The organism is Odoribacter sp. N15.MGS-14 (assembly GCF_000980245.1).
GTDB classification, from domain to species: Bacteria; Bacteroidota; Bacteroidia; order Bacteroidales; family Marinifilaceae; genus Odoribacter; species Odoribacter splanchnicus.
Window position 1 is genome coordinate 59,214 of the sequence record NZ_LARE01000007.1, and the last position, 14,577, is coordinate 73,790.

The 14,577-nt window shown below is 43.7% G+C and carries 12 protein-coding genes; 6 read left to right on the forward strand and 6 right to left on the reverse strand.

What is annotated here, in order from left to right; translation table 11 throughout:
- Positions 1 to 17 precede the first annotated feature (17 nt).
- A complete protein-coding gene (gene trmB, locus WS34_RS02670) occupies positions 18 to 794 on the forward strand; it encodes a tRNA (guanosine(46)-N7)-methyltransferase TrmB (RefSeq protein ID WP_013613437.1) in 777 nt (258 codons plus the stop codon).
- Positions 795 to 796: 2 nt separating this feature from the next.
- Positions 797 to 1,891 (forward strand): tRNA 2-thiouridine(34) synthase MnmA, encoded by a 1,095-nt coding sequence (mnmA, locus tag WS34_RS02675; protein ID WP_013613436.1) that lies wholly within the window; start codon positions 797 to 799, stop codon positions 1,889 to 1,891.
- A 17-nt stretch (positions 1,892 to 1,908) separates the two neighbouring features.
- Here the strand turns inward: mnmA and WS34_RS02680 are convergent, their stop codons facing one another.
- The 5 genes from WS34_RS02680 to WS34_RS02705 all read right to left on the reverse strand — a co-directional run bounded on the left by WS34_RS02680 (position 1,909) and on the right by WS34_RS02705 (position 8,285).
- The gene (locus tag WS34_RS02680; RefSeq protein WP_046402990.1) at positions 1,909 to 2,889 is read right to left on the reverse strand and encodes a D-alanine--D-alanine ligase; all 981 of its coding nucleotides are present in this window, start codon (positions 2,887 to 2,889) and stop codon (positions 1,909 to 1,911) included.
- 725 nt (positions 2,890 to 3,614) lie between these two features.
- Positions 3,615 to 4,541, reverse strand: coding sequence for a fimbrillin family protein (locus WS34_RS02690; RefSeq protein ID WP_286693609.1), 927 nt, complete (start codon positions 4,539 to 4,541; stop codon positions 3,615 to 3,617).
- Positions 4,542 to 4,691: 150 nt separating this feature from the next.
- Positions 4,692 to 5,522, reverse strand: a complete 831-nt coding sequence (locus WS34_RS02695; RefSeq protein WP_286693610.1) for a helix-turn-helix transcriptional regulator — start codon at positions 5,520 to 5,522, stop codon at positions 4,692 to 4,694.
- 101 nt (positions 5,523 to 5,623) lie between these two features.
- Positions 5,624 to 6,961, reverse strand: coding sequence for an MATE family efflux transporter (locus WS34_RS02700; protein WP_013613433.1), 1,338 nt, complete (start codon positions 6,959 to 6,961; stop codon positions 5,624 to 5,626).
- 121 nt (positions 6,962 to 7,082) lie between these two features.
- Positions 7,083 to 8,285: a pyridoxal phosphate-dependent aminotransferase gene (locus tag WS34_RS02705; protein ID WP_022160016.1), complete on the reverse strand. Its 1,203-nt coding sequence runs from the start codon at positions 8,283 to 8,285 to the stop codon at positions 7,083 to 7,085.
- Positions 8,286 to 8,668: 383 nt separating this feature from the next.
- Here WS34_RS02705 and mdh point away from each other — a divergent pair, with 383 nt between their 5' ends.
- From mdh to WS34_RS02725, 4 genes are all read left to right on the forward strand, one after another.
- The gene (gene mdh / locus WS34_RS02710; protein WP_013613431.1) at positions 8,669 to 9,604 is read left to right on the forward strand and encodes a malate dehydrogenase; all 936 of its coding nucleotides are present in this window, start codon (positions 8,669 to 8,671) and stop codon (positions 9,602 to 9,604) included.
- Positions 9,605 to 9,693: 89 nt separating this feature from the next.
- Positions 9,694 to 10,179: a retropepsin-like aspartic protease gene (locus WS34_RS02715; RefSeq protein ID WP_046402998.1), complete on the forward strand. Its 486-nt coding sequence runs from the start codon at positions 9,694 to 9,696 to the stop codon at positions 10,177 to 10,179.
- Positions 10,180 to 10,297: 118 nt separating this feature from the next.
- Positions 10,298 to 13,300, forward strand: a complete 3,003-nt coding sequence (gene secDF / locus WS34_RS02720; protein WP_046403000.1) for a protein translocase subunit SecDF — start codon at positions 10,298 to 10,300, stop codon at positions 13,298 to 13,300.
- A 257-nt stretch (positions 13,301 to 13,557) separates the two neighbouring features.
- Positions 13,558 to 14,166, forward strand: coding sequence for an RNA polymerase sigma factor (locus WS34_RS02725; RefSeq protein WP_046403002.1), 609 nt, complete (start codon positions 13,558 to 13,560; stop codon positions 14,164 to 14,166).
- A 31-nt stretch (positions 14,167 to 14,197) separates the two neighbouring features.
- On the opposite strand, the gene WS34_RS02730 is transcribed toward WS34_RS02725, so the two are convergent.
- Positions 14,198 to 14,577 (reverse strand): TlpA family protein disulfide reductase (locus tag WS34_RS02730; protein WP_046403004.1); only part of this gene is annotated, 380 nt, incomplete at its 5' end.

The following is a 14,577-nucleotide window of genomic DNA, read 5'->3' on the forward strand; positions in this document are numbered from 1 at the left end:
AGATTCATAGAAAAAAGATGGCAAAGAAAAAACTGGCACGATTTGCAGAAATGGAAGTATTACCCAATGTGTTCCAGCCCAAGCATGAAGAGGTGTTTCGTACGGATTACCCCCTGAAGGGAAAATGGAATGAGGAGGTCTTTCATAACGATCATCCCATCATTCTGGAAATCGGGTGCGGCAAAGGAGAATATACGGTCGAACTGGGAAAATTGTATCCCGAAAAAAATTTTATCGGACTGGATATCAAGGGTGCCCGTATGTGGAAAGGGGCTAAAACAGCTGTAGAAAACGGAATGAATAATGTAGCTTTCCTGCGTATGTATGCCGAAATGCTCGAATCGGTTTTCGCTCCGGGAGAAATTGCAGAACTCTGGATTACCTTCCCTGATCCTCAAATGGCTAAAGCCCGTAAACGCCTTAGCGGGACCCGCTTTTTGAGTCTCTACCGGAAAATACTGGCCCCACAAGCTGTGATCCATCTGAAAACGGACAGCCTGTTTTTATACCGATACACCTCGGCTCTGATCGAACTCAACCACTTACCGGTAGAAGTCCGAACCGAAGACCTGTACGGCTGCGGCTGGGAAGATAAAATTTTGAGCATTAAAACATTTTATGAAAAACAGTGGCTATCGAGAGGGAAACAGATCAAATATCTCCGTTTTTCTTTAGGAGAAGACATCCCTCTGACCGAGCCCGACGTAGAAATAGAAAAAGACGATTATCACAGCGAAACACGCTATATGAACAGTCACCTTGTTCACGGAAATAAAGCAATCAGGAATAATTGAAAATGGAAAAGAAGAGAGTATTGATGGCTATGAGCGGAGGTATCGACAGTACGGTCGCCGCCATGTTATTACTAGAGCAAGGATACGAATTGGTAGGCGTAACTTACCGTACTTTCGACAATATATCCCGGGGATGCATGGAGAAAGAAAAGGGATGTTGCAGCGTCGATTCTCTGTTCGAAGCGAAACGTATGGCTCAGGAACTGGGATTCGAACACCATATTCTGGATATCCGGCAAGAATTTAAAGATACGGTGATCACCAATTTTATCGGAGAATATCTGCAAGGACGCACTCCCAACCCTTGTGTCATCTGCAATTCGACGATCAAATGGGGGAAATTGATCGAGACGGCCAACGAAATGAGATGCGATTATATCGCTACCGGCCATTATGCCCGCATCGGTCATCAGGATGGACGCCGGTATCTGCGGAAAGGAGCAGACCTCTCGAAAGATCAAACGTATTTTCTTTGGACCCTGACTCAAGAAAATCTATCCCGTACGCTTTTCCCACTGGGCGAACTGACCAAACCCGAAGTGCGGCAGATCGCTTTTGATCACGGATATGAAAAACTGTCTAAAAAAGGAGAAAGTCAGGAGATTTGTTTCATTCCCGGCAATGACTACCGGACTTTTCTGGCCGAACAGGTCGAAAACTATACGGAAAAATACGGCCCGGGGAACTTCGTCGATACCAGTGGTAAACGCCTGGGCGAACACAAGGGATACCCCAACTATACGATAGGACAGCGGAAAGGACTGGGTATCGCTTTAGGCCAGCCGATGTTTGTCATAGCCATTCATCCCGAAGATAATACGGTCGTACTAGGCACAAAGGAAGAGTTGCAAGGAAAATCTTTCTTTGCCAAAGAGATCAACCTCATGAAATACGCAAAAATCCCCGACGGGCTGGAAGTCACCGCCAAGATCCGCTACCGGAATGAAGGGAAGAAAGCTTCTTTATATCCGGAAGACAACCGCCTGCGCGTCGTCTTTCATGAAACCATGGATTCCATCACCCCCGGCCAAAGCGCCGTATTCTATGAAGGAGAAGACGTTGTGGGGGGAGGGGTGATAGAAGGTAAAAGGCTATAAGCTAAAAGCCTTTAGCTTCATAGCCTTTTCAGCTTCTCTTCAATGATCCCGGTGATCACATCTCGTAAAGGGAGACCCATGACACGGACCATTTTGGGGACGAAACTGTTGGCGGTCATACCGGGCGTGGTATTGACTTCCAACATGATGATTTCTTCCCCCCGGACAAAACCGTCGATACGGACGATTCCTTCACACCGCAGGATGTCATATACCTCGGAAGCCATATCCTGAATCCGGCCGGTAATCTCTGCAGAAAAACGTCCGGGAATAATCTCATCCGACATTTTTGCATCGTATTTAGCCTCGTAATCGAAAAATTCTTTTTTGGGAACGACCTCGGCGACAGGCATAACCACTTTTTTATCCCCTACTTTGTATAAACCGCAGGTAAACTCTATCCCATCGATAAAGCTCTCAACCAAAATCTCTCTGCACATCTTGAAAGCCCCCTCGACCGCAGCATCGAAATCGGCAGCTGTCTTCACTTTAGACACACCGAAACTCGAGCCTTCGGCATTGGGCTTTACAAAACAAGGTAAACCGACAGCCTTCAGCACCGCTTCTTTATCGAAAGCCTTTCCTCTGACCAGCATGATCGGATGAGTCGTATTGATACCAAAAGCATTCAAATAATTCGTACAGGTATATTTATCGAAAGTAATGGCTTCCACCAAAGTATTACAGGTTGAATAAGGCACCCCCATCATATCGAGATAACCTTGCAACATCCCGTTTTCACCGGGATTACCATGAATGGTGATATAGGCGAAATCAAAAACAACTTTCTTCCCCTGGTATTCAAATGAAAAATCATTTTTATCTACCGGAAATTTCTGATCTCCGATCTCCACCATCCAATCTCTGCCCCGTAAGATCATCAGGTATTTATTGTATTTTTCTCCGTCTACTTCTGAAAAGATATGATTCCCGGATTTTATAGATACTTCATATTCAGAAGAATTTCCTCCTGCAATCACCACTACATTTTTTTTCATGATCTAAAAGTTATATTTTCAATTCCTATCGTGCAAAATTAACTTTCAAATTACAAATATCAATTTTTGCTGAACAATATTTCCATCCCAACTTTCGATATTTAAGAAGTATGATCAGTTTACCTGCATTCAACCCGATTCAGATTTTGTCATAAAAATCACTATATCTTCCGTCAAGCACTACAGGACAAAGAAGGAAAGTTTTATTGAATGAAAGGGCAGGCTACCCTGATCGGAGTACGGCTACTCGGGTTACCTGATCGGATTATTTCTATAAAATACCGATTGCTGAATTAATCCCTCATGTAAGGGTTCGAAAAAACAGCTGTTTGATAAAAGTTTATACCTTTCAGGTCACAGTTCGTTTTCCATGCAGTGATAACGTGAGTCGGAGGTGTTCGTGTTCGGGGACCAGTCTTGATTTAAGAAAGATTATTCTCACTGGAAATAATCCGGACGGTCCGGCTTCCTGCTGCTGCAAATTTCTGGTTGTATTTTCTTTGCCGGTTAGCTCTGCCGTGAGATGAAGGGTTTTATGCCGGAAGACCATTGGAGCAGGAACGAGGGTCCGGTTAGGTTTTCCGAACGGCCGACGGTGATATTTGACAAACGTAATGAGGAGTTCCGCCGGTCAGAGAAGGAAAGCCTTACCGGACCGGTCCAGGCGAACCGGTCTGACGGTATAAAACCCGGAATCGGAATAGAAAGAAAAAATAAACCTAGAATTATTTAGATATATTTTTATCTTCTTCGGCTAAATCCTCCCATTTGGTAATAGAAGCCATTGCTTCAATCTCAGTACCGGTGAAAGTTAAAACAATGTTCTTCGCTTGCCCGGCTTTGGGAGTTTGTAGGCCACTTAGGGTATATTCCAGTCCTCCCGCTGTTGCTGTCAGGGTATAAGTTGCTTCCGGCTCGAGTAGTGTCGTGCCGAATACAGGGGATGCCGTAGCCGTTATTTCCTGATTCGGTGTATAGGAAATTGTTTTTGGAGTATCGAAAGTCAAGTTACCGTTTTCGACACTTAACGTTACTCCGGTGTTAATGTTTTTAAGCTCCAGGGTTGAAATTGAAATGCCGCTAGCCTCGAATCCTTCGCCTGCTTTTACCTTAAACGCTACTTTTGCCAGTTTGTGTGCAAAATTCAAACTAACCACCGAACTGGAGGTTTGGGTACTCAGTATATCACTTACCCCTGTAGCATACATGATATCGGGCTGATCGTTTCCTGAAAGATCGAAAGTCACGGAAGGGGCAGTTCCTGTAGAGAACGCACCAGCGTTTCCGATCGGCTGATATGCGATAAAGTACATCGGTTTGTCATTCGTCGGATAGTACAATTTCTTATCTGTTATCGTAATCTTGTTATCGGTGATTGTGACAGTTCCATCGTTAGTATACTTCGGTATACCTGTAGTCCAAATACTTGCATCAGTCCCTTCTTGTAATGCATACAAACCGACATTAGTGCCGTTCGGAAATACATCTTCCGTTATAGCAGCTTTGCTCGTCACTTCCATTCTGGTAATTCCAGCGGTCAGTTTAATCTCCTGTTGTCCTCTGGGAGTTTCAGGGTTTACGCTTTCTTCCGCTTTTTCGCAACCAGCCATTAGGGCTACTAAAGCAAACATTGAAATAATTATTTTTTTCATAGTTCTTTCTTTTTGATTATACAATTTAGAAAATAACAAACTCTTATAACTTTCAATGGCGAAGGTAAGGGGTTACCGGAAGCAACAAGTTGCCAAAACTGATCAAAAAGTTCATACTTCTGAAAAAATCGTAATGATTTGTTATTTCTCTTAAGGATTTTGTATTTGAATCTCCCGGGGAGAACATCCGAAATATTTTTTACAGAAATTTGAAAATTGAGAAAGAGATTCGAAATGATATTTTTCGGCGATTTCAGAAATAGATAAATTGCGGTGAGTCAGGTCATAATAAATATAGGCTTGCCTTTGGCGGATAATCCATCGATAAGCCGGTTCTCCGAATTCTGCTTTAAAAAGCCGGCGAAAAGTAATTAAGCCATATCTGCCTAATAGGGCTAATTCTTCTACTGTTTTTACTTTGTAGTAGTTTTGTAAAACAAAGAGACGGAAATGATTCTGGTTGCTCAGGATCGGATATAGAAAAGCAGCCATTTGTGGACTGGAATAATAACGATATAGTAAGAAAAACATTTCTTGCTGTTTGAGTTCAAGTAATTTCTTACAAGGCATACCGTCTGCTAAATAATGGATCAATCCTAGAGAAAATTCATGAATAGGGGGAAGGGTATCCAGTAAATTGCCGTATGTGTCTTCCTGTTGAGAGAGGGTCATTTTTTTATATTGTTCCTCGCATAAGACAGGAAATTCACTCAAACGATAAACGAGACAATCCGAATTTTTTAAGATACGAATATCGAGTTCGATACCGACAGGAATCACAAGTAATTGTTTATTATGGATGATGAGATGGGGAAAATGTAAGCCGTCGATCCGGATCTCTCCCTGAAGTAGGAAAAGAATACTATTTTGTTTAAAATGATATTGTTGATAGGAATAGCCTTCTAAAAAACGGAGATAATAAAACATATCCCCTCCACAAGAAGGGCAATCAGAACAATTTATGTGTTCGTTACAAGGCATAGCACTAACTTTTTGCTTGTTGCACACACATAAATTTTCTTCCTGGACAAACATATGGATTTTTCCTGGAAGGAACTAATTTGAAAGACAATAATCTGAAATTATTTTAGCTTGCGTTGAAAATGCAGAAACCAAAGTGGAAGAACAGAGCCTTTCAAAATACTCGAAATCGTGATACTCCACCAAATTCCCGTCAACCCTAATTGGGGGAAGGAGGTCAGAAAATAGGCCATCGGAATACGTGCTCCGGTGAAAATAATCCCGGTCAGTGCCGGAGGAGTCGTATGTCCGGTACCATTGAATGCTCCGGCAGTAACGGATTCGGTTACCATGAAAAGTTGTGATAAAGCCAAAATCTTCAGGTAATTACCGCCGGCTTCAATGGCTTCCGGTTCGTTTACAAAAAGCCCGAAGATCTCGTGGTTTAATACAAAGAAGAGAATTCCGGCTCCCAAACCGATACTCCCGGCTATTCCTAATGTCAGGCGATAACCTTTACGGATACGTTCATAATTCCCGGCGCCGTAATTCTGTCCGGTAAAGGCAGCCAAGGCGGTAGAAAAACCGGCAGCAGTCATCCAGGAGATGGCTTCGATCTGTGCTCCGATACTTTGAGCAGCGACCCCTACTGCTCCCCAACGTGCGGCTAGGGTAGCCAAGGTCAAGGAAAACATGGAAAAGAGGGCATTTTGTATACTGACCGGCAAACCCAATAAAATGATACGTCGTGCATAATCTTGTTTCAATCGGTTGAGCAGGTGCATACGCCCTAACGGAAACCGGTCACTGAAGATCCGGCGTGCAAAGATGCCGTAAACCACTAATTGTGCTAATGCAGTGGCAACGGCAGCCCCTGCGGTACCCCAGGCCGGAAAGGGACCGATGCCGTAAATCAGCAAGGGATCGAGGATAATATTGACGATAAGTCCTACGGCAGAAGTACGGAAAGGAGTCCGGCTATCTCCCTGACCATTGTAAAGACCGCTGAACGTATTGTTATTGAATTGGAAAAATAACCCGGGAGCGACCAGACGCATATAATCGATCGCCTGGGTCGAAATAGAGGTTTCAAAACGGAACAAGCCCATCAGTAAAGGGGCTGCCAGGATGATGATACAGGCATAGATAAATCCGATTGTAGTCGATAAGGTAATGGCCTGACTGGCATAATGAGCTGCCCGGCGATAATCTTTCGAACCGACAGATTGGGAAACCGTAATCTCAGCCCCGATTTTAGTCATAAAGGACAAAGCGTTGCAAAGCCAGGTAAAAAAACCGGCAGCTCCGGCTGCAGCGACAGCATCACTTCCCAAATGACCGAGCCACAACATATCTGTCATGCTATAAGCCATTTGGATAAAAGAGGCCGAGATCAAGGGCACAGCCATGATCCACAAGCTTTTAAAAATACTGCCCTGTGTCAGGTCGGTTGTCTTCATCGATCTATCTACTATAATATGTCTTCCCCCTACTTCCTTTTTTCCTCTTTTCCCTTCTCTTTTCTCCCTTCGACCCTCTCCCCCCCTCCTCTTCCGCTTTTAGCCTTTAGCTTATAGCCTTTTACTTTTTACCTTTTTTATTATAAGTTTCCAGTGCTTTTTCCAAAACCACCAAAGCCTTTGCCAAGTCTTCTTTCTTTAAGACATAAGCCAGGCGGACTTCGTTTTTACCTAATCCCGGAGTAGTATAAAACCCCGAAGCCGGAGCCATAAAGATGGTCTGACCCTCGTAATCGAATTCTTCCAGACACCAGGCACAGAACTTATCGGCATCGTCTATCGGAAGACGGGCCACTGTATAAAACGCTCCCATAGGTATAGGAGAATAACAGCCAGGGATCCGGTTAAGCCCGTCGATCAGGAATTTCCGGCGTTCGACATATTCATCATACACGTCGCGCATATATTCTTCGGGAGTATCCAGTGAAGCTTCGGCCATGATCTGTCCTATCAAAGGAGGACTTAAGCGAGCCTGACACCATTTCATCACATTCTCCCGGACTTGTTTGTTTTTAGTAATCAGAGCCCCGATCCGGATACCGCATTCACTGTAGCGTTTGGAGACAGAATCGACCAGAATGACGTTGTTTTCGATACCTTCGAGGTGAAAAGCCGAGATATAGGGTGCACCGGTGTAACAAAATTCCCGGTATACTTCGTCGGAAAACAGGAACAGGTCGTATTTCCTGACTAAATCCCGGATCTGGTTCATTTCTTTTCGGGTATACAGATAGCCGGTCGGATTGTTGGGATTACAAATCAGGATTGCTTTGGTACGCGGCGTGATCAAAGCTTCGAATTTTTCTACCGAAGGGAGAGCGAAGCCCTCGTCTATAGTAGAAGAGATCGTCTTGATCACTGCTCCGCAGGAGATCGCAAAAGCCATGTAGTTGGCATAAGCCGGTTCGGGTACGATGATCTCATCTCCCGGATCGAGACAGGCCATAAATGAAAAAAATACGGCTTCCGATCCTCCGGTAGTGATGATGATATCGTCCGTACAGACATCTATATTGAATTTGTGGTAATATTCTACCAATTTTTTCCTAAAACTCAGAATGCCTTCACTGGGAGAGTATTCCAGCACTTCCCGGTCCAGATGGTGTGCCGCTCGTAATGCCACTTCCGGGGTCGCCAAATCCGGCTGACCGATATTGAGGTGGTAAACGACGGTTCCCTTGGCTTTGGCTCGATTAGCCAGTGGGACCAATTTCCGGATAGGAGATGCAGGCATATCTATACCACGTTGAGAAATGGTTGGCATTCGTTGAATATTTATTGTTTGGTGTAATTGAGGGGCAAAGATAATAATAAATTTCAGGAAGAAGTATAGTGTATCTTAATTTCGGGTGTCAGGCAGAGTCAAGGTACTTTTTATGAAATATTGAAATTCCAGGAACTTCAATTCAAAATCACAGCCAAACCCGGCAACTCTACATTGTATCCAAAACTTAACCTCTAATTTCAAATTACAGGGAAAAGGTTAGCGGGATATTTTATTGTATACCCAATTAAATTATCCTCAAAATTAAAGAATTTTTTCTCTAATATTTTGCTTTAGATCAAAAAAGGAGTAAATTTGACGTCGGAATAAAAACTCCAAAAAAGATAATATATGATTAAGTATAACAATAAAATTATTACGAAATGAAAGTAACAGTTGTTGGAGCAGGTAACGTTGGTGCAACGTGCGCAAACTGCATTGCAGAAAAAGACATCGTAAACGAAGTGGTTCTTTTGGATATCAAGGAAGGTGTTTCCGAAGGGAAATCGCTGGATATGTGGCAGACTGCCCCGATCAATTTGTATGACACCCGTATTAAAGGTGTAACCAATGATTATGCAGCGACTGATAATTCTGAAGTAGTGGTGATCACTTCCGGTCTTCCCCGTAAACCGGGCATGAGCCGTGACGATTTGATTTCAACCAATGCCGGAATTGTAAAATCTGTTACTGAAAATGTAATCAAACATTCTCCGAACGCTAAGATCATCATTGTATCCAACCCCTTGGATGTAATGTGTTATTGTGCTTTCTTAGCCGCTAAAGTCGATTCATCTAAAGTATTCGGTATGGCCGGTGTATTGGATACTGCCCGTTACCGTGCTTTCTTAGCCGAAGCACTGAACGTATCTCCGAAAGATATTCAGGCATTGTTATTAGGTGGACATGGAGATACAATGGTTCCGCTGCCACGTTACACTTCTGTAGGTGGTATTCCTGTAACCGAATTGATCGACGCCGATAAATTGCAGGCAATCATCGAACGCACCAAAGTCGGCGGCGGCGAATTAGTTAAACTGATGGGAACTTCTGCCTGGTATGCTCCGGGTGCAGCTGCAGCTCAAATGGTCGAAGCGATCATCCGCGATCAGAAACGGGTATTCCCGGTTTGCGCTATGCTGAACGGCGAATATGGTATGAAAGACATCTATCTGGGTGTTCCGGTTGTATTGGGTAAAAACGGTATCGAAAAGATCATCGAAGTAAAACTCGACGATCAGGAAAAGGAACTGTTAGCAACTTCTGCAAAAGCTGTTAAATCGGTGATGACCGTACTGGACGACATGAAAATGTTCTAAAAACAGCCTAAAGGTTAAAAATAAAGAAACCGTCCTGATTTTCGGGGCGGTTTCTTATTTTTGCGCCTCAACTATCAAGCAAGAGGGAAATGAAGAGGAAAAAAAATAAAAAGGCTTGCCATTTTACGACTCCATATCATCCTTATATCAATAGCCGGATTCAGACAGTAGCCGTTGAAATAGTCGGTTTGGAAGACAATAGCTACCACCTGATCGTACCGGTTGAAATCAATGGGTTACAAGGAGATATGATTATCGATACCGGCGCATCGGTCACCGTCGTCGACAGACAGGTGTTCCCGGAAGACCTGCCCGAAGAAGCAGACGTTCAAATGACATCGGGTAGCGTCACCGGTCAGATCCATGATGTACATTTAGTAAAAGCAGCTAAATTTAAAATCGGCAAACGTACGATCAAAGGGATGCCGTTGGCTGCCATCGACTTGAAATATGTAAACGAAATGTACGACAAACATCTCAACCGGAAAATTATCGGATTATTGGGATGTGATTTTTGTGTCAGGTATCAGGTGGCTATCGATTACCGGAAAAAGGAATTTACCATGTATTTTTAATAATCTATCATCTAAAAATCAGAATTATCTGTTTTTTTAGAAAAAATATTATACTTTTGCGCATTAATCGTGCTTAAAGAATTAGCAAAAATTAAGTCATATAATAATTTATTGTAAAATGCAGAATAAAGGAGCGATCACATTACTTGCTATTGCATTAGCGTTAGTGAGTCTTTACCAGTTATCTTTTACCTGGAAAACCAATCGGGTGGAAAAAGCTGCGAGGGAATATGCGCAGGGAGATCCCGTAAAGGAAAAAGTTTATCTGGATTCTATTGCAAACAAGGAAGTTTACAATTTCCTGGGAATTGCACAATACACTTACAAAGAGTGTAAAGAGTTAGAATTAAATCTGGGTCTTGACCTGCGTGGAGGTATGAACGTAACCATGGAAGTAGACGTGGTCGACGTGGTCCGCAGTCTGGCCAACTACAGTCAGGATGAAGCTTTCAATCAGGCTTTACAAGAAGCGGTGAAGATGCGTACATCCAGCCCGAAAGACTTTGTGACCCTGTTCGGCGAAGCCTTCGAGAGAATTGCCCCGAATGCACAGTTGGCCTCTCCGAATATTTTCGGAACCGTAGAACTGAAAGATAAAATCAAAATCGGAGCCAGTAACAAGGAAGTTTTAGACGTTATCCGTCAGGAAGCCGAAGGAGCTATCGACAATACCTTCAATATTCTGCGTACACGTATCGACCGTTTCGGTGTAGCACAGCCTAATATCCGTAAAGCAGATATCTCCGGTCGTATCGTGATCGAACTTCCGGGTATCAAAGATGCTCAACGGGTAAGAAAATTGTTGCAAGGAACAGCAGCGTTGGAGTTCTATGAAACCTTCGATAACGGAGATTTCTTTCCTTATCTGCAAGCAGCCAATGAAAAAGCTCGTACTATCGTTGAAGCTGAAGAGATACTGACTACTGAAAATGCAGCCAATGCAACGGCAGAACAACCGGAAACAGCCAAAGCGGATACAACTGCCAATAGCCTGATCTCTCAGGCCGCTGCACAAGATTCTACCAATAATCTGCTGGCCGATGAAGCTGCTTTCAAAAAAGCGAATCCTCTTTTCTCCGTTCTGACACCTAATATCGACCGTCAAAGCGGCCAAATCATCCCGACAGGTTCTTTAATAGGTTATTCTCATGTAAAAGATACGGCAGCGGTAAATGAAATCCTGACTATGCCACAAGTAAAAGCGACTCTACCCCGTAATGCCCGCCTGCTTTGGGAAATGAAACCCAATGGAGAAGTTATTGCTTTACATGCAATCAAAATCACGACCCGTGACGGAAAAGCTCCCCTGGATGGAGGTGCTGTCGTCGATGCCCGTCAGGAATACGAACACAACAGTGGACGCCCTGTGGTATCTATGAATATGAATGGAGAAGGAGCTAAAGTCTGGGCTCGGCTGACCAAAGAAAATGTAGGCCATAGTATCGCTATCGTATTGGATGGTTATGTTTGTTCTTCACCGAACGTGAATGATGAAATCAAAGGGGGTAGCTCACAGATTTCCGGTCAGTTCGACGTAAAAGAAGCCCAGGACTTAGCCAACATCCTGAAATCCGGTAAATTACCTGCTCCGGCACGTATCATTGCCGACGAGATCGTAGGACCGTCCTTAGGTAGCGAATCTATCCAATCCGGTATGTGGTCGTTCGTGATCGCTTTCTGCTTGGTACTGGTATACATGTTGTTCTTCTATAGCAAAGGAGCAGGTCTGGCAGCAGACATCGCTTTGTTTACCAACTTATTCTTCTTATTCGGTGTACTTGCTTCTATCGGAGCGGTATTGACCCTGCCGGGTATTGCCGGTATCGTCCTGACAATGGGAATGTCGGTCGATGCCAACGTATTGATCTATGAACGTATCCAGGAAGAATTGAGAGCAGGTAAAGGGTTGAGATTAGCCATCAAAGAAGGTTACAAACAAGCTTATTCCGCCATCATCGACGGTAACGTAACAACCTTATTGACGGGTTTCATCCTTTACTATTTTGGAGAAGGCCCGATCAAAGGTTTCGCAACCACATTGATCATCGGTATTTTCACTTCATTGTTCTGTGCGATCTTCATTACCCGGATCATTCTCGACAATGCATCCAAGAAAAATGATAACGTCAGATTTACCACTCCATTTACAGCCAACTGGTTGCGGGACGTACACTTCCCATTCCTCGAAAGACGGAAAGTGGGTTATACGGTATCCGGTATTATCACCGTTATTTGTCTGGTATCTATGTTCACCCGCGGATTCGATAAAGGTATCGACTTCGTCGGAGGTAGAACTTATACGGTTGCTTTCGACCAGCCGGTAGAAGTGGAAAAAGTAGCAGAAAGTCTGGCTGCAGTGTATGGAAGTGCTCCTGAAGTAAAAACTTTCGGCGGAGACAATCAGGTCAGAATAACCACCAAGTATAAAATCGAAGACGAAGGAACGGAAGCTGACGACGAAGTAGAAGCCTTATTGTATGAAGGGTTGAAAAGCTACTTACCCGACGGTACCAGCAAAGAAGTATTCCTGAGCGACTATCGTCAGATGTCGCAGAAAGTGGGACCGGCAGTGGCAGAAGATGTAACCCGGGCTGCAATCTGGTCGGTAATCTTCGCCTTATTAGTGATCTTCGTTTATATTATGGTACGGTTCAGCAAATGGCAATATGGTGCCGGTGCCGTCCTCGGATTGGCTCACAATACCATTGTCGTATTAGGTTTGTTCTCCCTGTTGGCCGGATTCCTGCCTTTCTCTCTGGAGATCGACCAGGCCTTTATTGCAGCTATCCTGACCGTAGTGGGTTATTCGATCAACGATACGGTGGTTGTATTCGACCGTATCCGTGAATACCATCATCTGTACCCGAAACGCGACGATCTGGAAGTAACCGACGCAGCCTTGAACTCTACATTACGCCGTACGTTCAGTACTTCTTTGTCGACCTTAGTGGTATTGTTTGCGATCTTTATCTTCGGTGGTACTTCTATCAAAGGTTTTGTATTCGCCCTATTGATCGGTATCATCGTAGGAACCTATTCTTCTCTGTTCGTGGCCACACCGTTAGCTTACGAATTCAGAAAGAGATTCGGTAAAAAAGAAACGACTGTCGTGAAGAAATAAACAGTTCTCACTCCCCATAAGAAAACGCCTTTTGCAAGGCGTTTTTTTTGTACTTTATTCTCGTGCGAACAATGCCTAACGAGAGCCTAGTTTCCACCGACAAAGGTCGTCCGTGTTCTTTCCGGGAAATGTAAGGTCAAGCCCTTCGTTTTTCACGGAGATTAGAAGAATATTCCCGAATTTAGAATACTCCTTCGGCAAGGCAACGAAGAAATTTAATATTTTTATTAAGTTTGTAAGGTGTAAAGCTTAGAGGTATGGAGCATTTGTCATTTCTTGAAGGGATAAATAAGAAAAAAGAGGAGGCTTGGAAAAGTCTTTATCGATTCTATTATGCACCTTTATGCAGCTATGTAGAAAAAATGACCGGAGATGCGGGAGAAGCTGAAGATATTGTCCAGGAATGTCTCATCCGAATGTGGCATACGCATTTGAATTTTACGGAGCTAAAGGCTTTAACGGCTTGGTTGTATAAAAGTGTCTATCATGCGGCTGTCAGTGTGTTGCGAACGAAAAAAACAGGGTATCGCTTATCGGAGTATTGGAATGCAAAGCAAATCGACGATGAAGAGCATGCCTGTAAAATGGCTTTGCAAGAAGAAGCGATCAGCCGTTTTTACGAAATCCTGGATAAAATGCCCCGACAACAGCGGGATATTTTGATATATAGCCTGAGAGGTTTAACGGTGCAACAGATAGCCGCGGAATTGCAGATCAGCGAGAATAGTGTGAAAACCCATAAAAAAAGAGCTTATCTTTTCGTACGCCACCATTATGACAGCACTTTATTACAGGTTTTGCTGGTTTATTTCCGGGGAACGAGAAATCGGACTACTTATCCGGAAGCTTCTGTTAAAAGACGGTAGCACTCTATCGAATAAAGTGCTACCGCTATTTTTATCTGCCTAATATATCTGTCAATTTTCGTCTGACAGCATCGCCGTAAAGCTTTTCAAAAAGCACTTTCCCTTCAGCGTCGATTAGAAAAAGTGAAGGGATAGTCGTGACACCGAAACTCTTACTTACATATCCTTCATCCAACAAATTAGTCCATGGCATCTGTTCTTCTTTGAGAGCCTTTTCCCAGGCATCTTTTTTTTCATCGATGGAAATGCTCAATATAGCCAATCCGTCAGTAGCGTATTTCTTTGCAAACTCCTTGACTTCCGGAATCCCCCTCCGACAAGGCCCACACCAGGAAGCCCAGAAATCGATGAGCAGATAACGGTGCCCCGCAAGCAATTCTTTTAGAGTATGCTCTTTGCCATCGGCATCTT

Coding starts and splice junctions, on each gene's coding strand:
- WS34_RS02690 (WP_286693609.1), bottom strand. CDS start 4,541: ATGAAAAAAATAATTATTTCAATGTTTGCTTTAGTAGCCCTAATGGCT.
- WS34_RS02695 (WP_286693610.1), bottom strand. CDS start 5,522: ATGCCTTGTAACGAACACATAAATTGTTCTGATTGCCCTTCTTGTGGA.
- secDF (WP_046403000.1), top strand. CDS start 10,298: ATGCAGAATAAAGGAGCGATCACATTACTTGCTATTGCATTAGCGTTA.
- mnmA (WP_013613436.1), top strand. CDS start 797: ATGGAAAAGAAGAGAGTATTGATGGCTATGAGCGGAGGTATCGACAGT.
- WS34_RS02725 (WP_046403002.1), top strand. CDS start 13,558: ATGGAGCATTTGTCATTTCTTGAAGGGATAAATAAGAAAAAAGAGGAG.
- mdh (WP_013613431.1), top strand. CDS start 8,669: ATGAAAGTAACAGTTGTTGGAGCAGGTAACGTTGGTGCAACGTGCGCA.
- WS34_RS02705 (WP_022160016.1), bottom strand. CDS start 8,285: ATGCCAACCATTTCTCAACGTGGTATAGATATGCCTGCATCTCCTATC.
- WS34_RS02715 (WP_046402998.1), top strand. CDS start 9,694: ATGAAGAGGAAAAAAAATAAAAAGGCTTGCCATTTTACGACTCCATAT.
- trmB (WP_013613437.1), top strand. CDS start 18: ATGGCAAAGAAAAAACTGGCACGATTTGCAGAAATGGAAGTATTACCC.
- WS34_RS02680 (WP_046402990.1), bottom strand. CDS start 2,889: ATGAAAAAAAATGTAGTGGTGATTGCAGGAGGAAATTCTTCTGAATAT.
- WS34_RS02700 (WP_013613433.1), bottom strand. CDS start 6,961: ATGAAGACAACCGACCTGACACAGGGCAGTATTTTTAAAAGCTTGTGG.